This window comes from Spirillospora sp. NPDC048824 (assembly GCF_043198455.1).
Classification (GTDB): Bacteria; Actinomycetota; Actinomycetes; order Streptosporangiales; family Streptosporangiaceae; genus Spirillospora.
The window spans coordinates 38,307-55,181 of the sequence record NZ_JBICUS010000026.1 but is presented as its reverse complement, the minus strand read 5'-3'; the positions used below and the strand labels follow the sequence as shown (position 1 = coordinate 55,181).

The 16,875-nt window shown below is 67.5% G+C and carries 21 protein-coding genes and 1 pseudogene; 8 read left to right on the top strand and 14 right to left on the bottom strand.

The window, feature by feature from the left end:
- Window positions 1–7: 7 nt before the first annotated feature.
- The 8 genes and pseudogenes from ACGFIS_RS34120 to ACGFIS_RS34085 all read right to left on the bottom strand — a co-directional run.
- Window positions 8–910: an NADH-quinone oxidoreductase subunit H gene (locus ACGFIS_RS34120; protein WP_392913325.1), complete on the bottom strand. Its 903-nt coding sequence runs from the start codon at window positions 908–910 to the stop codon at window positions 8–10.
- On the bottom strand, window positions 903–2,348 hold the full coding sequence (locus tag ACGFIS_RS34115) for a hypothetical protein (RefSeq protein ID WP_392973713.1): 1,446 nt from the start codon (window positions 2,346–2,348) through the stop codon (window positions 903–905). Before ACGFIS_RS34115 ends, ACGFIS_RS34120 begins: the two co-directional genes overlap by 8 nt.
- Window positions 2,339–2,686 (bottom strand): NADH-quinone oxidoreductase subunit A, encoded by a 348-nt coding sequence (locus tag ACGFIS_RS34110; protein ID WP_392913329.1) that lies wholly within the window; start codon window positions 2,684–2,686, stop codon window positions 2,339–2,341. Before ACGFIS_RS34110 ends, ACGFIS_RS34115 begins: the two co-directional genes overlap by 10 nt.
- Before the next feature lie 337 nt (window positions 2,687–3,023).
- Complete coding sequence (locus tag ACGFIS_RS34105) at window positions 3,024–3,788, bottom strand: M56 family metallopeptidase (RefSeq protein WP_392973711.1); 765 nt, start codon at window positions 3,786–3,788, stop codon at window positions 3,024–3,026.
- Window positions 3,789–3,906: 118 nt separating this feature from the next.
- Entirely contained in the window at window positions 3,907–4,257 is a 351-nt protein-coding gene (locus ACGFIS_RS34100; RefSeq protein WP_392973709.1) for a BlaI/MecI/CopY family transcriptional regulator, read from the bottom strand.
- Window positions 4,258–4,415: 158 nt separating this feature from the next.
- Window positions 4,416–4,709: a hypothetical protein gene (locus tag ACGFIS_RS34095; RefSeq protein WP_392973707.1), complete on the bottom strand. Its 294-nt coding sequence runs from the start codon at window positions 4,707–4,709 to the stop codon at window positions 4,416–4,418.
- A gap of 420 nt (window positions 4,710–5,129) precedes the next feature.
- Window positions 5,130–5,951, bottom strand: a complete 822-nt coding sequence (locus ACGFIS_RS34090; protein ID WP_392973705.1) for a YwqG family protein — start codon at window positions 5,949–5,951, stop codon at window positions 5,130–5,132.
- 250 nt (window positions 5,952–6,201) lie between these two features.
- Window positions 6,202–6,393: pseudogene (locus ACGFIS_RS34085) on the bottom strand (IS1380 family transposase); the annotation flags it as partial.
- Window positions 6,394–6,491: 98 nt separating this feature from the next.
- Here ACGFIS_RS34085 and ACGFIS_RS34080 point away from each other — a divergent pair.
- From ACGFIS_RS34080 to ACGFIS_RS34070, 3 genes are all read left to right on the top strand, one after another.
- The gene (locus tag ACGFIS_RS34080; RefSeq protein ID WP_392973703.1) at window positions 6,492–6,635 is read left to right on the top strand and encodes a hypothetical protein; all 144 of its coding nucleotides are present in this window, start codon (window positions 6,492–6,494) and stop codon (window positions 6,633–6,635) included.
- A 191-nt stretch (window positions 6,636–6,826) separates the two neighbouring features.
- Complete coding sequence (locus ACGFIS_RS34075; protein ID WP_392973701.1) at window positions 6,827–7,393, top strand: hypothetical protein; 567 nt, start codon at window positions 6,827–6,829, stop codon at window positions 7,391–7,393.
- Window positions 7,394–7,473: 80 nt separating this feature from the next.
- Window positions 7,474–7,671, top strand: coding sequence for a tyrosine-type recombinase/integrase (locus tag ACGFIS_RS34070; RefSeq protein WP_392973699.1), 198 nt, complete (start codon window positions 7,474–7,476; stop codon window positions 7,669–7,671).
- Here ACGFIS_RS34070 and ACGFIS_RS34065 read toward each other — a convergent pair.
- Entirely contained in the window at window positions 7,631–7,942 is a 312-nt protein-coding gene (locus tag ACGFIS_RS34065) for a hypothetical protein (protein ID WP_392973697.1), read from the bottom strand. The genes ACGFIS_RS34070 and ACGFIS_RS34065 overlap by 41 nt on opposite strands.
- Window positions 7,943–8,189: 247 nt before the next feature.
- Window positions 8,190–9,257 (bottom strand): hypothetical protein, encoded by a 1,068-nt coding sequence (locus tag ACGFIS_RS34060; RefSeq protein WP_392973695.1) that lies wholly within the window; start codon window positions 9,255–9,257, stop codon window positions 8,190–8,192.
- 238 nt (window positions 9,258–9,495) lie between these two features.
- On the opposite strand from ACGFIS_RS34060, the gene ACGFIS_RS34055 reads away from it, so the two are divergent.
- On the top strand, window positions 9,496–9,621 hold the full coding sequence (locus ACGFIS_RS34055; protein ID WP_392973693.1) for a hypothetical protein: 126 nt from the start codon (window positions 9,496–9,498) through the stop codon (window positions 9,619–9,621).
- On the top strand, window positions 9,611–10,219 hold the full coding sequence (locus ACGFIS_RS34050; RefSeq protein ID WP_392973691.1) for a transposase: 609 nt from the start codon (window positions 9,611–9,613) through the stop codon (window positions 10,217–10,219). Before ACGFIS_RS34055 ends, ACGFIS_RS34050 begins: the two co-directional genes overlap by 11 nt.
- 418 nt (window positions 10,220–10,637) lie before the next feature.
- Here the strand turns inward: ACGFIS_RS34050 and ACGFIS_RS34045 are convergent, their stop codons facing one another.
- Window positions 10,638–10,832 carry a hypothetical protein gene (locus ACGFIS_RS34045; protein WP_392973689.1) on the bottom strand — a complete coding sequence of 65 codons (195 nt, stop codon included), beginning with the start codon at window positions 10,830–10,832 and terminating at the stop codon, window positions 10,638–10,640.
- A gap of 53 nt (window positions 10,833–10,885) precedes the next feature.
- Window positions 10,886–11,278: an ATP-binding protein gene (locus ACGFIS_RS34040; RefSeq protein WP_392973687.1), complete on the bottom strand. Its 393-nt coding sequence runs from the start codon at window positions 11,276–11,278 to the stop codon at window positions 10,886–10,888.
- 119 nt (window positions 11,279–11,397) lie between these two features.
- Between ACGFIS_RS34040 and ACGFIS_RS34035 the strand changes: the two genes are divergently transcribed.
- The 3 genes from ACGFIS_RS34035 (at window position 11,398) to ACGFIS_RS34025 (ending at window position 13,637) form a co-directional block, all read left to right on the top strand.
- Complete coding sequence (locus ACGFIS_RS34035) at window positions 11,398–11,790, top strand: multiprotein-bridging factor 1 family protein (RefSeq protein WP_392973685.1); 393 nt, start codon at window positions 11,398–11,400, stop codon at window positions 11,788–11,790.
- Window positions 11,697–12,167 carry a DUF5753 domain-containing protein gene (locus ACGFIS_RS34030; RefSeq protein WP_392973741.1) on the top strand — a complete coding sequence of 157 codons (471 nt, stop codon included), beginning with the start codon at window positions 11,697–11,699 and terminating at the stop codon, window positions 12,165–12,167. Before ACGFIS_RS34035 ends, ACGFIS_RS34030 begins: the two co-directional genes overlap by 94 nt.
- 123 nt (window positions 12,168–12,290) lie before the next feature.
- Entirely contained in the window at window positions 12,291–13,637 is a 1,347-nt protein-coding gene (locus ACGFIS_RS34025; protein WP_392913389.1) for a tyrosine-type recombinase/integrase, read from the top strand.
- 318 nt (window positions 13,638–13,955) lie between these two features.
- Here ACGFIS_RS34025 and ACGFIS_RS34020 read toward each other — a convergent pair whose 3' ends face one another.
- The gene (locus ACGFIS_RS34020) at window positions 13,956–14,549 is read right to left on the bottom strand and encodes an RNA polymerase sigma factor (RefSeq protein WP_392913387.1); all 594 of its coding nucleotides are present in this window, start codon (window positions 14,547–14,549) and stop codon (window positions 13,956–13,958) included.
- Between the two features lie 149 nt (window positions 14,550–14,698).
- Window positions 14,699–16,207 carry an FG-GAP-like repeat-containing protein gene (locus tag ACGFIS_RS34015; protein WP_392913385.1) on the bottom strand — a complete coding sequence of 503 codons (1,509 nt, stop codon included), beginning with the start codon at window positions 16,205–16,207 and terminating at the stop codon, window positions 14,699–14,701.
- Between the last annotated feature and the right edge of the window lie 668 nt (window positions 16,208–16,875).

The window sequence follows — 16,875 nt, the reverse complement described above, 5'->3', positions numbered from 1 at the left end:
CACCTCCTCAGCTCACGACCACGATCCCGACGACCAGGGCCTGCAGCAGCGTGGCCGGGATCAGGACCATCCAGGCCACGTCCATGAAGCGATCCATCCTGATCACCGGAAACCGTCCCCGGACCCAGACCAGCAGGGCCAGCACCGCGTACGTCTTGACCAGCGACCACGCCCATCCCGGCAGCCACGGTCCCGCGCCGCCTCCGAGGAACAGCGGCACGGCGGCCGCCGCGGCCACGGTCAGCAGGGCGAACCGCCCGGCGAAGAACAGCAGCCGGTCCGGACCGGACAGTTCCGCCGCGACTCCGCCCGCGAGGTCGCCCGCCACCGGGTGCTCCAGCGGGCCCCAGAAGGTCATCCCCAGCGCCGACAGCAGGTAGACGGCGAACGCGACCGGCATCCAGACCACGAACCACAGCCCGTCCTGCGCGGCCGCCACCTCACCGAAGTCGAGGGAACCGGCCGCGAGACCCGCGGTGATGAGCGCGAACATGTGCGGCAACTCGTACGCCAGCCCCTGCGCCAGGAACCGGTAGCCGCCGGCCAGCGGGAAGGCCGAATTGACGCCCCAGCCCGTCAGCCAGAGCGAAGCCCAGGCCACGACCTCCATCGCGTTGAACCAGACCACGCCCACCGACAGATCCCACACCCCTCTGCCATCGAGGGGGATCACCATCGCCGCCAGCAGAGCCGCGGCGGGAAGGCTGATCACGCCGATCCGGACGAGCAGCAAATCGGGCGTATACGTCCGCCGCCGCTGCTGGACGATGAGCCGGGCGCACTTCCGGAGCGGAGCGACGAGACCGTCGCCGGTGCGGAACGCCGCGTCCATCGCCGCGGCGGAGTAGGTCAGCGCGGCCAGTACGAGGGGAAGCGCCACAACGGCCCAGACGGGCGTCGCCTCACTCACCGGCCACCCCCGCGGGCACGGCCAACTGCTCCAGATCCGGGTCCAGGCTGGCGACGGTCAGCCTCGCCTCCGACAGTTCCGCTCCCTCCAGGAGCTCAGGCAGGAGCGCTAGGACGGTCGCGCTCGGCCACCGGCCCATCGTTTCGCGCGGGCCGTCGGCTCCGTCGAGCGGCGCCGGATCGTCCACCCGTGCGAGGGCCCGGCCGATCTCGTCCAGCCAGCCCGTCAGGCGTGCGGAGGCGTCGCCGAGATCACGGGCCGCCGGTCCGCTCAGGCCATGTCGGTCCGCCATCGCCCGGTCGATGACGCCCACGCGGCCGAGCATCCAGCGCAGCGTTCTCGACCTTCCCGTCCGCCGAGCGAACCTGGCGAACCGGGGCGCCAGCTCGTCCTCGGCCACGCCGGCGAGGACCTGATCGCGCAGGGCACGCGCCTGGTCGGCGGCGCTCTCCCAGCCCGCGACGGCCAGCAACCGGCCCACGCTGTCGAGATGGCACGCCGCCCGGCGACGTTCCGCCTCCCCGGTCGATACCTGCTCGCCCGAGGCGGCCCGCAGCCACGGCTCATCCCAGAAGGACGATCCGCCCGCCGTTTCCTCCACCGCGGCGACGTCCGCGCCCTGGACGACATCGCCCTGCAGCGTCAGATGAATGACGAGACCAGCGGGCCAGTCTTGAAGAGCCGGGCCGAGCGGGACGTGCAGCACATCGAGCTTCAAGCCGTCCCGGTCCTCTCCCCGCTCGGCCATGGGCAGATCCATCGGGGCTCCCCTGTGGTGTTCATGGCCGCCGCCTCCATGGCCCGAATGCCCGCTGTGCTCGTCCTCGCCGTCAGGGGAGTCCTCACGGTGGTCGCCGTGATCAGCGTGGTCGGCATGCCCGTTGTCCTGCTCGTGGCCGTGGTGTCCTTCCTCTTCGGCGTCTTCATCCTGCTCGTCTCCGTGTTCGTGCAGCATCGAGCCGTGGTCGTCGCTGCCGTCCGATTCTGACGACGCGGTGTCATCGTCCTCATGACCGGCCGGGTGATCGCCGTGCCGCTCGGCCGCCTCAGCGTTCTCGTGACCGCCGGGAGCCCAAGGTCCGCTCTCCTGCCGGGCCGTTGCATCCGCCCGTTGCGCCGCCACATCGGCCAGTGCCCGATCCGCGTGCTCCAGCGCGGCCGCGACCTCGTCGCCTGACGCCGCCTCGCCGAGCCGGACGAGTGACCTGGGCCCCGGCATGTCGTCCCAGATCGTGTTCACGGCCGCCGCCAGTTCGGCACCGGGATGTCCGCAGACGATGAGGATCATCGCCACCGCGGGCGCCGTCGCCGGACGCCCGCCCCGGCGACGCAACTCGGCTTCAACAAGCAGCCGTGTCCGGGTCCCGCCTGGCGCCGTGATGACGAAGGGACGCGGACGCGCGGCGGCGAAACGAAAGAGCCGTGCTCTCAAGTCCATCGGAACGCCCCCTCCCGCCACGCATAGATGACGCCGACCATGAGGAGGGCCAAGAACGCGAACATTTCGACGACGGCCTTGGTCCCGATCGAGGCGACCACCACCGCCCACGGGTACATGAAGATCATTTCCATGTCGAAGGCCAGGAAGACCATCGTCACGACGTACCAGCGCACGTGGTAACGCGACAGGGCGTGCTCGGAAGGCCGCGAACCCGACAGGTACGGGCCGGTGCCGAGGGTGCCCGGTGGCGCGACTGCGAAGGAAAGGGCGTAGACGGCCGCGATCACCGCCGCCAGCAACCCCAGAAGAGCGAGTACCGCCACGTACGGCTGCATTCAAGTGTCCCCGGTCGAGTTCCTCCTACGCCTGGTAGGAGATCATGCCTCACCGTGGTGCTCATTGCTAACACCCACTTGCCCGGTGGCCGCATCCCCTGCTTACTATTGTGGGTAGTAGATGGCCCGACGTGTGGTACCGGCCTTCGGCCGGGAGCCAGGGGATCGCTGATGCGCCGATGGAGACCGCTCCAGATCACCGTGGGCAGGCAGGACGGTCACAGGGCGCTTGCCCCGTCTTCTTCGGGCTCGTCCCTGCGGCCGTCTACCTGGTCCTGCGGCGGCATCCGGGCGCAAGGGCATCGCGTCAACGCCACGGGTGAGCCGTCTCGCCGGGCTAGAACATGCAGCCCGGCGTCGACTGGCCGACGGCCTGCGCCGACCACACGCATGCGGCCACCAAGGCCGTCACCCATATGGCGGCTCCCGCGCGGGCCAGGCGGCCGGGACGTCGCAGCGACGGCTCGGTGCCGGTCTCAAGCTGGGTGATGCGCGCCGCGAGCAGTTCATCACTGGCCAACGCCGTGGCCGGGACCGCCTTGGTCCACGCGGGCCCCTCGGACACTTGGAGCAGTGAGCCGGCAAGGGCCGTGGTGCCGTGCAGAGCAGCGGCGCGCCGGTCCGCGGCCAGTTCGCGTCCCATGGTGAAGCGGCGCCGCAACCGAGCCACCCCCGGCAGGTAGAAATGCCGGGCCAGGATCACCCGGGTGCAGAGGTTCTTCAGCGGGTCGCGGCTTCGCAGGTGAGCGCGCTCATGCACGAGGACGGCGGCCAGTTCCTCCTCGTTGAGGACGTCCAGCAGCCCGGTGCTCACCAGGACATGTGGCCGGCGAGGCCCATACGTGAGGGCGAAAGGGCAGGACGTGGCGATCACGCGGATTCGTGCTCCGAGTCCCAGCCGATCGGCGAGCGCCCGTAGTGCCGGTGGGACAGGCCTGTGGTACCGCCGGACCGTGTACGCGAACGAACGGAGGTGCCAGAACGACTGTCCCAGTGCCCAGGTCCCTTTCAGTGTGCCCGCGCTGGTCAGGGCAAGAATCAACACGCCGGGGATCAGGTCTGGACGGGACGTCCACAACGCATTGGCACCGCCGTCCTCCATGACCCTCCAGGCCATCATCGCCAGGCAGCAAACTCCGTAGGCGAGCAGAATGCGTAGAGCTGCTGACGCCCCGACAAGCGTCCAAAACGCCCGATTACCGGTGTCCATGCGCGGGGCGTCACGAGTCCTTCTCGAGCAGTGCTTGCAGCCGCTCTCGAAGCGCCGGGTCGGTGGCCGCCTGATCGAGGAAGCGACTGACCGCCGCATCGCCGTAGGTACGCAAAACCCCCTGAACGGCCAGCGCCGCTTCGTCGGCGGCGGCCGGTGCGTAGGCATGGCCGCGTCCCCGGGTGGTCCGCGTCAAGGCGCCTTTCTCAGCCAGCCGGCTCATCACGGTGAGCACCGTCGTGTAGGCGAGCGGCGGAATACGGTCGACGTTGAGCCCCTCCAGCGTCTCCCGGACGGTCAGCGGTTCTCGCGCGGCCCAGAGGACGTCCATGATCTCGGACTCGAGACTGCCGAGCGCCATCGGACTCCCTTTTCAGACCTACTACGCACCTGTCGTATTCGACGATAACGCCGCAGCTCGGCAAGCTTCTACTACCTCCGGTAGTCTCCGCTGCCACGGCTGCACGGGTGCGTGTGATCATCACCGCGGAACGGTGTGGCCCTGGACCCACCCCTGCATCAGGGTGATGAGACGTGCCCAGGCATGGTGGCCGGGATCGGGCGTCGTAGTATCCCGAGCGGGAGACGCCCAGATGCCTTGCGACGAAACTCGGTCACGCCCAACGTGACCATGGCCGTTCCCACCCGCTCGGCTAGGACGTCGCGATCGTCGACGACCACCCAGGCATTCGTTCCGACCTGCCAGAGGTGCTCCTCGCCGATCACCTCATCCGCCGCCCGCCCGAAGAACACCCCGAACCACCCCAGCGCCTCGGCGCTGTCGCTCACCGGCATGGCGCTGTACAAGTCCACTCAGACCACTCCCTTCGTTCGCTTCAGACGTTCTGACCACACTCGCGCCCGGAACGCACCGGAAGCACGCCGCCCGGCCTTCTGAGGGGTAAGAGCCGGCTGTCACACAGGCCACGGATACACGCCCATGCCGCAGACCGGTCGGGCGCCCCATGAAGATCCTGTTTCGCCGTTCGGATATATCGGTCAGTGTTCCGTCCACGGTCGACGACGTGGTGCAACGGAACGGTTCTCCGTTTCGACCGCGCAAGCCTGCGCGCTTTCTCGACACCGCGCTTCTCGATGCGTTCCTAGCCGTAGCCCCATTTTTGGGGGGCGAAGCCAGATAGGTGCTCCTGGACCCGCGCTTCCCGCACCACCAGCACGAGTCCGGAGATCACCACCATCCCAAGCCCTGATGCCGTCCAGGGTCTCGGGCCGTCAGTGACTCTGCCAGTCGAATCTAGCCCGGTCGAAACGGTGTGCCTTGAGGTCTTCGTACCTGATCATCCAGTAGAGCAGGCCGCCGTCGCCCCACTCCATGCCCGCTTCCTTGTCGCCCGCGATCTGCGCCAGCAGGATCCAGCGGTCCGCCTCGCTCCACAACCGGTCCTCGCTGCGGGTCCTGAGGATGGTCTCGGCGATGCCCAGGGCGACGGGATGCTGGATGTGCTGGGGCTCGCCGCCCACCTGATGGCCCTTCTCCTCCGCCTCGAAGAGCACGTACTCGAAGTGCGCGATGCGGTCGAGGTCGTCCTCGGTCAGCCCCAGGGGCTCCCACACCTCCTCGTCCGTGATGCGGACCGAGTCCATCGCCGCCTCGGCGCGCAACGGCACCGGGCCGTACGGCGATAGCGGTTCCGGCGTGCGGCGCGGTTCAGCCTCCGTGCCGTCCGGAACGTACAGGACCCGCGCGCCCGCAAAGGTCTCCGGATCGCTCGCGTTCACGTACGAGGCGAAGTCGTCGGCCCGCCCGTCGAAATAGAAGAAGAGCAGCTTCCCGTCCTGGGGGAACCCGACACCGGGCAATGCGGCGCACTCCAGCGAAGCGATGAAGGAGAGCGGGCCATGCCCTTCCCAGTAGGGCCACTCGACACCGTCCGGCAGCGAAGGCTCACCGCCGAGCACACCGACGGCCACCTCGCCCGCGCTCGCCGCGAACAGGCGATACCCGTCAGGCTCGGCACGACCGATCCAGCGCTCGGCGACATTCTTCGGAAGCCCGGCACGAACGAGTTCGGCGAAACGCGCCATCGTCAACATGGCGGACATGCTGCCAGAACCCGGAGACAAACCCCGAACATCGACATGCGGCAGGAGGGCTGTCGGGCCTGGCGAAAGGGGGATACTCAGCCTCGATCCACCGATGGTGAATCGAGGTCGATCTCTCGGTCTTTTCGGGAGGACGGTCGAGTTGTCGGCCGCCCGGGGGCAGGGGGGATCGGCTGGTTTGCCCAGCTTTTCCACGTGTTCGGTTCCGGTCGGGCCCGCTCGGGCGGTGGATAACGGCAGGTCAGCGGCTGTCGGGTGGGGCGTGGACGGTGTCGAACAGGTGCGTCCACGCCTGGGACCAAGGCCAGTCGCGGGGCAGATGAAGGATTAGGCGGCGGGCCGAGCGCGCCAGCCGGGCCGGGACGTTGACCAGGTGGGCGCGGATGGTGGCGGTGGTCGCACGGGCGTGGAAGGCCAAGGCCAGCGCGCCGGCATGAGGAGCATCGCGATCCGCATGTGGTGGCGGGCTTCCGGAGCGCGCCGGAGTTGGAACCGGGTGTGCGGGCGGATGGGAGCCGGGATTTTCGGCGTTTGGACGCGCTGCTCACGCAGCCGTTGGCGCTGCTGGGGGAGCGGAACTATCGGCAGCCGGTGTGGCATCTTCCGTTGCGGGCGGCGCCCGAGGACCCGGTCATGCCCGATCAGCAGGGCGAACGTTGCCTGATGCGGAACTAGGAAGGCAGCACGCGCGATCAACAACGACGCCGCAGCCTCAAGTCACGGATGCGAACCCGTAGGCCGTCCGGACATCCTCTTCTGCCGCAGGTCGAGTTGCACTTGATTTCGACTCTGCCTGTTGCGGTTGGGGCGCGAGCCCGCCGCCGGTCCGTCCGATGGGTCGTAGGCGATACAGCTACGCTGCGGCCATGTCGACAAGCGAGGAGCAGGTGTTCGATGCGGTGGTCCGGCGGATCGCTGCAGGCGGCTATATCGACGAGGTACCGGCTGACCAGTTGGCGCCGCTGCGACCGGCGCTGCCCGTGGCCGTCGCGGAGGCTGAGGAACTGGCCGGCCGGTCACTGCCAGCGCTTCTGCGCCGGTTCTACCTGGAGGTCGGCAACGGCGGTTTCGGTCCAGGTTACGGTCTCCTCGGTCTCAGGGACGGGCACCGAGCCGGCGGACTGGACGCGCTGACGGGGCTTAAGGGCGGTGTCCTCACCCTGTGCGACTGGGGTTGCGGAATCAGCAGCACGCTCGACCTCACCGACAACCAGGTATGGGGCTGCGACCCGAACCCGGCGCCGGACAGCGTGTCCTGCACGTTCCCGCAGCATATGACCATCGTTGACTGGTTCTCCAAGTGGGTGGAGGGCACGCTCTATCAGCCGTGGCTGGTCCAGGACCCGACGACCGGCGAGTGGCGCGGCGCGACCGACGCCGAGCACGCAGAGGCGTTCGAGGAAGCGTTCGGTCCCAGCGGTTCTCCGGACTGACATCCGCTGAGCCTGAGAGCTGCGGGTGGCGGCGTTCCGCCATTTTCCTGGCTCCGCGAATCCGTCGGCCGGTTGCCCCAATGCACCCGCACATGCTCCGTCACACCTTCGTGACCATCATGCTCGACGCCGGTGTCGATCTCTGCGATGTGCAGATCGCTGCACGCCATGCAGAACGCGGACCACCCTGCGCTACGACCGAGCCTGCAACGATCTCGCCCGCTACGTTACGCCTCGTCACTTCACCATCGCCGGCCGCGGAGCCCATTCCAACCTGAGTGTGCAGGTCACGGGTTCGTCGCGGGCGACGGATGTGGGCTGTGTATGAGTGAACGTGCTCCAGCGCGACCGGGGCAGCAGCCGCGACAACGCGGCCAGCAGGACCCGATCGGCCGGTTGGAGAGCGGGACGGTTCACCTGCCGCCGCAGCACCGCAAGCTGGTGACGTAACACCAGGATCTCGATGTCCTTGGGCGTATCCCCGCGGAGCCGAAGCAGCATCACGCCCAGCGAGTTGCGCGTCAGGTCGTACAACAGCGACCACGCCATGGCGACCCAGCCTGCCCGGCCACAGCATGATCCCGCTCGGGAAACCAGCAGGTCAGGCCCCGAACCGGGATAATGAAGCCCCACAGGCGGAACACGGCTTCGACTTCTGAGACAGTACCTCGGTGCTGAACGCGTCAGAGAGCGCTTGGGCGAGGGCCGCGACGAGTGACCATCCGGTACTTCGACCTCCGCCGACCAGTCGGTGCTCGCGGACCTCACCGCGTTCACGACGTGGGCCGAGGCGGGCTCAGGGCCAGGTGCCGCGCGGGCCTTGAAATGGCCATGCCCAATCGTCGGGGTCGCCGAGTCCGCTGTGGGTTAGGCCCAGACCGTTACCGGTGAGTTCTCCCACCAGGAGTTCGGTAAGGGCCGGGGAGGTTCCCTTGTCGCCGACGACCGGCCAGCGGTCGGGGTCGGGGCTGCGGGTGTCCCAGCAGAGGGTGGCCCGGCCTTCGGTATCGCCGCAGAACACCAGGCCGCCGGGCTCAGGGTGGACCGTGTACACGTGCTCCGGATCGGTGCCGTCAGGCGTGTCCCAATCCTCCGACCAGTCCGGAAGGTACTCGGCGAAGGTCTGGTGCATCGAGGTGAGCTCGTGCGGGCCCGCGACGAATATGCCGTTGAGCGCCACCTTCGAGCCGTACTCCTCATGCAGGCGCTTGTAGTCGGAGGGAAGTCCCGGCACACCCAGTTCTTCGGCGATCGCGTCCCAGTCGAATTCCTGCGGTCCGGTGCCCGAACCGATGAGCGTCCGTAGTTGAGCTAATGAGTCGCGGGGCGCGGTCGGCAGGTCGAGGGCCGGGACGGGAGTGCCTGCCGGCGTCAGCGTCCGCTCCAGTGGGACCGGTGGCAGCGACAACACGGGGAGATCGAGCCGTCCGTCCAGCCATGCGTCCAGGAACTCGGTCGTCGTGATGTTGAGCTGCTGCACCCCGTTTCCGCAGAGCACGACGAACCACTCGGCGGGATCATCGGCCAAGGGCAGCCACCAGCAGGTCTCTCCGCTGGAAAACACCCCCCATAGCAGAGGGTCCGGGAGGTCCTCTTCCTCCAGCGACTTCGGGTCCGGGACGTCGTGGCGCTTCTGCTCGTCCTTTATGTCGAAGCCGTCGCCGCCCTTGGGCGCAAGCAACCGGAGCGTGCCCGCGAGCGTCCCGGGGCCGACGCGCGCGATCAGAGCCGCCCAGTCCCCGGGGCAGGGCCCGTCGGGAAGTCGCGCCTCCCACCGCACGTCGCCACCGACCATGGGGAGGGACGCCGCGAAGTCCTCGCCCGCTCGTTGTAGGTCGGACGGCCGAGAGCCGAAACCGGTCACGTTCACACCTTCCCGCCCAGACTCCGAGCCGGGTCCTCCACGCCAGCCTGGCACTGAGGGCTCACCATATAACGGCGTAGTACGGCAGTCCGAGATCGTGATCTGAGCCGGTAGCGGCCGGTTCGTAACGCAGGACAGCCGCCCGATGATCTTCGAGTTGTGACGCAAGAAGAATCGTGGGCGGCTGCCGCTGTCATGGGTAGAGGCCGAGGCCGTCCGCGGCCATCTCGACGAGTTGATGAGCTTGATGGCCGGATGTTTCCGCAGGTGGGAGCCTCGCCTTCAGGTCGGCAAGTACGTGCGCGCGTTGATGAGCGACCTGCCGCGCAAGAACTGCTGGAGCATCGCCGAGCATGCCCGGTGATGCCACGCCCGGCAGGATGCAGCACCTGCTGAACGCGGCCAAGTGGGACATCATGGGCGCAATGACCGCCGTCCGGACGCTGGTGTGTGAGCGGCTGGACGACGGCGACGCGGTCGCGATCCTGGACGAGTCCGGGCAGGAGGAGAAGGGCACCTGCACCGTCGGCGTCAAACGCCAGTACGTCGGCTGCGCCGACCGGGTCTCCAACGCCATCAACGTCGTGTACTGCAGTTTCGCCACTGCCGCCGGACACGCCTTGGTCGGCGCCCGCCCCTATCTGCCCCGCGAGCAGGCCGCCGACCCCGACCGCCGCGAACGCGACCGGGTGCCCGAACACGTGGTGTTCGCGACCCCCTGGATTTTCTGGGCGCCGAACTGGCGTTGGCCCGGGGGCTCGTCCAGGATGATGTTCAGTGTTTTTAGGCGTCTGTTCGCCGCATCAACGTTTTCGATTGTCAGGACGGGGCGGAGCGCCAGCAGGCCTATTACTTGCTCCGCCACGGCGGAGCAAGTAATAGGCAACGTTCATTTGTGGGGCTGGACCGGGCGTGGTCCAGCCACGGGCAGAGGGGATCGGGCGCGATCCCGGAGGGGGTGAGGCATACGGTCGAGAGCGGCGGGTCGGTGTCGGGTTCGGGGGTGCCGCGGAGGCGGCGTTCGGTTCGGTCGCAGCAGCGGAGTCGGTCGGTGAGGATCGCGCTGTCAGCTGCGCCACCTTCAGGGACGTCACGCCCAGGCCGACGCCGCTCGAACGGCCGCCGCCCATACGCGACAAGCACGACCAGCAGGCCATGCCCCCGCACCCCCGCCGCCCGGCCCGAACGCACAAGCGCGCCTGGCCATGGCCGCCTTCCCGAATGCGTGGGCTCCGCTGCCGCAGGATGCACTGAGCAGAACAGCGCCGTCGGCGCCTACGGGCCCAGTCCGCCCCGGTCGACGACGGCCGTGATCGAACGGGTCTACATCGCGACGCCTGCCAGCCTCACCTCAGGGAGGGGATGCTTCTCGCCGGTCGCTCATCCGGGCTCTCGGAGCTGGAGGATGGCGCGCTCGCAGGCTTCTGGGTCGGCGGTGTGGAGCAGGTCCAGAAATCCGTCCAGGTCGGACGCCGAGATCAGGATGCGCCCCGTCGCCCTCCAGATCCCTTCTCGATCCAGCGTGATCGACCATTCCGGGATGAGGTACTGCAGTAGCAGCAACGTGACTCGCATCGTCTCCTCACCGGAGCGTGGTCCCAGCGCTTTGTGCCTTCTATCTCGCATGGTCAGGGCAGCTTGGCCCAGACGACCTTGCGGCCTCCGGCGAGATGTTTGACTCCCCACTCGTGCACGAGCTCCGCCATGAGCTGCAGGCCACGGCCGGAGGTGGCGGCGTCGTTCTGGGGCTGGACGGTGGGATGGCCCGTGCCGGTGTCCGATACCTCGATCACTGGTTGCTCATCGTTCGGGTCGAGGAAGAGCCGGACGACGATCGGGCCTGCGCCGTGTTTGTAGGCGTTCGTGGTCAGCTCGCAGACCACGAGGCGGCCTGTGTAGTCGTCGGTGATGCCCCAGCCGGCGAACTGTTCGGCGAGGAACCGGCGCGCGAGGCGTGGTGCCTGATCGGTGGAATCGAGGACGAGCGTCGGGACTTCAGGAGTTTGCGGTGCTGCGGACATCGGCACGACCTTCGCTGCCAGGACGGTTTTCGGTAACTCACCGCACAGACTGAACTCCGCCGCGTAGCGTTACCACCGAAGCGCCCCAGCACACACGTGGCGCTGACGATCGCTGGTAGGTGGGTTCCCCTCGCTCACGTGGAGGCGAAGCAGTGGCCGCACGCAAACCGACATCGAAGACCGTCTCCTTCGGCGCAGAGGTCACGCGCCTCCGAGAAGAAGCAGGGCTCAATCGGACGGAACTCGCAGCACGGGCAGCAGTCACCCGGAGCTACATCTCGCAGGTCGAGTCCGGGCGCACCAAGTGCCGCAAGGACTTCGCCGAACGACTGGACAAGGCGCTGGACTCGGGCACCGCCCTGGTCGATGCATGGGACGAAGTCCTGCGTTCCAGCAGCTACCCGAAGTTCTTTGCAGAATTCCCCGAGCCGAGGCGTCCGCTGACTCGCTGCGCGCGTTCGAGACCAGGATTGTCTACGGGCTCCTCCAGACCGAGCCGTACGCGAGAGTGATCCTCGGCAACGATGAAGCCGTCCTCGACCGGCTGCGGCGTCAAAGCATCCTCACCAAGCCGAATGCCCCCACCGTGTTCGTCGTGCTGGATGAGTCCGTCCTTCTCCGCGAGGTCGGGTCGCCAGAGATCATGCGCGAGCAGTTGGAGCATCTGATCGAGATGTCGGAGCGTGAGAACGTCACGATTCAGATCGCTCCGATTGGCTACCAGCGGGATGCCCGGGCCGCCTTCACCATCGCCACGCAACCCGACCGCAGCGAGGTGGCGTACATCGAGAGCAGTATCGGCGGCGAGACGACTGTGGAGCCGAAAGACCTCACGATCGTCAGCGAGATCTTCAGTGCCCAAAAAGCATTCATCTCGCCTCCTTCGTGATCAGTCGAATCCATGAGAACATGCAGGTCAGAGGCCTAAAGTGCGTGACGTGCAGTCATCCTGGATCCCGGCCCGTGGGGCAGAGTCCACTAACGAGCGACTAACAAACGATCATTCGGGGGAGTGACGTTGGGGTACGCGTTCAAGCGGCTCGACCGCCACGGCAAGCCGCGCTACACCGCCTGCTACGAAGACCTCAAAGGCAAGATCACATCGGCGGGGACGTTCTCCTCCAAGAAGGAGGCCGACAGGGCCTGGCAGCGCGCCGAGGCCGAGGTCGGCAAGGGCAGGGACCTCAACCTCAAGCGGGGACGGCAGACCTTCAAGAAGTACGTCGAGGAGACCTGGCTGCCCAACCACGAGGTCGAGCCGACCACCATGCAGAGCTACCACTACTCGATCTACAAGCACGTCATGCCCGAGTTCGGCGCGATGCGGATGATGGACATCCTGCCCGAGCACGTCCGCGCCTGGATCAGGCAGATGAAGAAGAACGGCGTCTCTGCCGCCACCATCCGCTACAACAAGGTCGTCCTCAGCGCCATCTTCACCACCGCCCTGAACGACCAGGTCACCTACATCCACCCCTGCAAAGGAGTCCGCACCCCCACCGTCCCCGAGAAACCGCTGGAAATCATCAGCCCCGAGCAGTTCGACGACCTCTACCACGCCCTCCCGGACGCCGACTCAAAACTCCTGGTCGAAACCGCCATCGAAACCGGCCTCCGCTGGGGCGAACTCACCGAACTCCGCGGCCGCGACCTGAAAACCCGCTCCCGCCTCCTGACGGTCAGCCGCGTCGTAGTGGAGCTCAACCCGAAGTTCCACCCCGAGGGCAGACGCTTCCTGGTCAAGGACTACCCCAAAGACAAAGAGTGGCGACGCTTCAAGCTCAGCGACCAGATCGTCGCCAAACTCGAAGACCACATCATCGAAGAGAAACTCGGCACCGACGGCCTCTTGTTCGTCTACCAGCCGGAAACCACGGCCGAGGAACGACTCGCCCCTCTCGACCCCGAGACACTCGGCTGGACCGAAGAGAACGCCAAAGGACGCCGCTACCGCCACGGCACGCTGAGCGCCTACAACGCCGCCAAATGCCGCTGCGACCACTGCAGACGAGCCTTCGCCGAATACCGGGCCCGCCGCCGCGCCGACGGCAAGGACACCCCCCGCGAACCCCGCCGCCGCGAGACCGACGGCCACGTCCCCGCCAACTGGTTCCGCAACCAGATCTGGAAGCCCGCCCTCAAGAAGGCCGACCTGGACCTCAAGGTCCGCATCCACGACCTCCGCCACGCCCACGCATCCTGGCTCCTGGCCGGCGGCGCCGACCTCCAAGTCGTCAAGGAACGCCTCGGGCATGGATCGATCTCCACCACCGAGCGCTACCTGCACACCCTCGACGACGCCGACGACACCGCCCTCGCCGCCTTCGACAAGATCCGCAGCCGCCGCCGCACCGAGTGACCAACTGGCTCTGCTATCCGAAGTGGGCCGGACAGAACTCGACGGAGGCATCTTCAGGCCCGTTCGGGTACGTCCGGCACCTCTGGGGGCGATGGTTCACCGGGGCGCCGGACAGCCGGTGCCTGGGCCGGTCTGACACCGGTTGCGCGCGGCCTGGCTGGATCTCGTCCAGTAACGGGCCTGCCGCCGTGCCCGTCCTGACCGTCCAGCTGGCCGGGCCTACGAACCCGACAGTCAGCACCTCACCGACGGCCGGCCCTCTACCCGGCGCTCGGCGAGGCGGTGAACGGGCGTGGCGTCTATTTCGGTGCCGGGTGTTCATGGTGTGAGGCCGAGTTGGTGGGCGTGGTGGGTGAGTTTGCGGAGTCCGCGGTGGGCGGCGGTGCGGATGGCGCCGGGTTGTTTGCCGAGTATGTGGGCGGCTTCGGTGGCGGTGTATCCCATGACGCTGCGCAGCAGGACGGCTTCGGCTTCGCTCCTCGGGAGGCTTGTGATGAGCAGGAGTGCGGTTTGCCAGGCGAGGCGGCTGAGGACGTCGGTTTCGGTGTCGTTGCGGTTGGAGCGTTCCTGTAGTTGTTCGAGTGGGATGTGGGTGTGGGGGCGTCGTTGTTGGTGGCGGATGTGGTCGAGGGCGCGGTTGCGGGCGATGGTGATGGCCCAGGAGCGCCATTTGTGCCAGGAGCCGTGGAAGGTGGGCAGGTCGCGTCCGATTTGCAGCCAGGTTTCGGAGGCGACGTCTTCGGCGTCGGTTCGGACGAGTGCGCGCAGGTAGTGCAGGAGCCGGGGGTGCAGGTCGTTGTAGAGCACTGTGAAGGCGTGCTGGTCTCCTTGCCGGGCGGATGCGAGCGCCCAGGTGAGATCCGGTCGGTCTGGTGACTCGTCTGCTTCGTCCTGGGCGGTGTGGTCGTCCATGGCGTATGGGTGGGCGGTGGTGCGTGTCGTTGCTGAGAAGCCGGGGCTGAGGTAGGGCGGATTGTGGCTGTCAACAGGCATGGGGAGCTGTGGCCTTGCTGCGGGGGGAGGGGCGGGCGCTCGGATCTCGTGATGGAGCGGTGCGTGGTTCAGGGGGCGAGTGTTCGACCGGCGTGGGATGTGGTGCCGAGGCCGAGGGCGCTGCCGAGGTAGGCGGTGCCTGCCGTGGCGGGTGGCATGGCGGAGGCGCCGAGAAGGTGGCTGAAGCCGCCGTCTGCGGCGTTTTCTCCTTCGACGCCGGTGGCGGGGTCGGCGTGGCCGTCGTTGTTGGTGTCGGTGAGCGCGACGGCGGACCCGAACTGGTCGCCGGTTTCGGCGGCTCCGGGAACCTGTCCGAGGTCTTGGTGGATTAGTACGGAGCCGACCCCGGTCAGTCCGCCCGCCTCGCCGTAGAACAGGACGGTGGTTCCGGCGTCGGTTTGGGCGGCGGTGTTGGTGATGTCCTTGTGCGGGATTCCGGTGTAGACGTCGTCGTATCCGTCGCCGTTGACGTCTGCGGAGGCGACGTCCGCGCCCATGTCGTCTCCGCTGGCGCCGGTGCCGGGGACGTTGGGGGTGTCCTGGGTGATGGTGGTGCGGCGGCTGGTGGTGGTGATGCCGGACGGGCCGCCGTAGTAGGCGGTGATGGCGCCGCCGACGATGCCGGTGGCGTTGTCGGAGGCGACGGGTTGGCCGGCGATGATGTCGGTGTAGCCGTCGTTGTCGAGGTCCCCGGCGGTCAGGGCGCGGCCTCCGCCGGGGATGGCGGTGAGTGCGCCGTAGTCGAGTCCTGCGGTGGATCCGGGGATGGTGACCAGGTGGGTGCGGCCGCTTGTGTCGAGATAGGTGATGGCCAGGTCGGTGTAACCGTCGCCGTTGATGTCGGCGGCGGCCGAGCGGGTGACGGCGCCGCTGGTAGAGCGGGCTGTCGGTGATGGTGGGGAGGGCGTGCGGTAGCGGCCCCGGGTGCCTGGGGCCAGCGTTGTGCCGCTTCGGGTGCGGGCTGCGGAGGTGACGGTGGTGTCGCCGTCGTAGTAGGGCTGGACGATGCCGCTGGCGGTAAGGGCGGCCAGGTCGTTGGTGCCGTTGCCGTTGAAGTCGCCGATGGACATCGCTTCGCTGAACCGGTCTCCGGGGCCGCGTACGTCGGCGGGTAGGCCGAGCCAGGCGGTGGTGGTGAAGCCGGTGGCGTCGCCGTAGAACAGGATGGCGGCGCCTGCGTCGGGGGTGGTGTCGAGGTCTTCGCCGGGTTCGCCGATCACCAGGTCGTCGTGGCCGTCGCCGTTGAGGTCACCGGTGGTCATGGCGGCGCCGAAGGCGTCGCCGGGTTCGGAGGCCCCGGCCACGTTCGGGCTTTCCTGGTTCAGGACGAGGGCGCCGGTGGTGGTGATGCCGCCTGCGGCGCCGCGGACGACGGTGACCGCACCGGCTTCGGCCTGCCCGCCTGCGGTGCCGGCCGGGGCGCCGATGACGAGGTCTTGGTAGCCGTCGTTGTCGAAGTCGCTGGTGGGTGCGGGGGCCGCCTGGGCGTGTGCGGCTGGAGCGGTAATCGCCGCGGTGATGGTCAGTGTGGCTGTGAATGCGGCGGTCATGGCCGCGATCAGCGGACGAGCCCTCACCTTTTCTCCTTCTCGAGAAAACGGGTAACGGGCTGTCGCTGGATGTTGCACTTTCTGTGTATCGAAAGTGTTGGCCGTTTTCTGCCCGTTAGAATCTCGTTTTAACACGGAGTCCATCGGATGGTCATGTGCAGATTGGAACGATTGTCCGACCGGATTTCCCCTCAAAAGATGGACCAAGTGATACGGGTCACATTACGTTTGCGGGCTGGTGTCGACGGCTGACTCTGTTTGGCCACGTCAGGGCGATCTTCAAAAAAATTCGCGGGTTCGATGTGACGTTCGCGTACGAGGTGGCGCTTACCTGTGTTGACGACCGCACGATCGTGGTGGCCGATGTCGGCAGCTGCTGGTGGCAGGGGTTGACGGAGATCATCTGGTCGTGCACTGTCCAAGTCGGAACGGCGCCTCCCTCTGCGGGGGGCGTTGTTGCGGCGCCATTTCGATGTGCCCGGGGGAGCGCATCTCGCGTTGCTTGATTGGAGGTTCGATGCGTCCCCCGGCGGTCACTGAGCCTGGTTAGCCACAGCCCGCTGTCCTCTGCTCGTAAACGCGCTGTTGTCCGCGCAGCGGCGTCACCGTGTCTGACTCAAGGTCTTTGCGTGCGTATTTGTGCTGCCCGGAGATCTGCCTTGGTGTGCGTTTATCCGTGTGCCGGCCGTCGAACA

Bases quoted from the DNA above. Each gene is read 5' to 3' on its own strand.
- ACGFIS_RS34115 (WP_392973713.1), bottom strand. From the start codon at position 2,348: ATGGACTTGAGAGCACGGCTCTTTCGTTTCGCCGCCGCGCGTCCGCGT.
- ACGFIS_RS34110 (WP_392913329.1), bottom strand. From the start codon at position 2,686: ATGCAGCCGTACGTGGCGGTACTCGCTCTTCTGGGGTTGCTGGCGGCG.
- ACGFIS_RS34105 (WP_392973711.1), bottom strand. From the start codon at position 3,788: ATGGAGGACGGCGGTGCCAATGCGTTGTGGACGTCCCGTCCAGACCTG.
- ACGFIS_RS34100 (WP_392973709.1), bottom strand. From the start codon at position 4,257: ATGGCGCTCGGCAGTCTCGAGTCCGAGATCATGGACGTCCTCTGGGCC.
- ACGFIS_RS34090 (WP_392973705.1), bottom strand. From the start codon at position 5,951: ATGTTGACGATGGCGCGTTTCGCCGAACTCGTTCGTGCCGGGCTTCCG.
- ACGFIS_RS34075 (WP_392973701.1), top strand. From the start codon at position 6,827: ATGTCGACAAGCGAGGAGCAGGTGTTCGATGCGGTGGTCCGGCGGATC.
- ACGFIS_RS34070 (WP_392973699.1), top strand. From the start codon at position 7,474: ATGCACCCGCACATGCTCCGTCACACCTTCGTGACCATCATGCTCGAC.
- ACGFIS_RS34065 (WP_392973697.1), bottom strand. From the start codon at position 7,942: ATGGCGTGGTCGCTGTTGTACGACCTGACGCGCAACTCGCTGGGCGTG.
- ACGFIS_RS34055 (WP_392973693.1), top strand. From the start codon at position 9,496: ATGAGCTTGATGGCCGGATGTTTCCGCAGGTGGGAGCCTCGCCTTCAG.
- ACGFIS_RS34050 (WP_392973691.1), top strand. From the start codon at position 9,611: ATGCCCGGTGATGCCACGCCCGGCAGGATGCAGCACCTGCTGAACGCG.
- ACGFIS_RS34045 (WP_392973689.1), bottom strand. From the start codon at position 10,832: ATGCGAGTCACGTTGCTGCTACTGCAGTACCTCATCCCGGAATGGTCG.
- ACGFIS_RS34040 (WP_392973687.1), bottom strand. From the start codon at position 11,278: ATGTCCGCAGCACCGCAAACTCCTGAAGTCCCGACGCTCGTCCTCGAT.
- ACGFIS_RS34020 (WP_392913387.1), bottom strand. From the start codon at position 14,549: ATGGACGACCACACCGCCCAGGACGAAGCAGACGAGTCACCAGACCGA.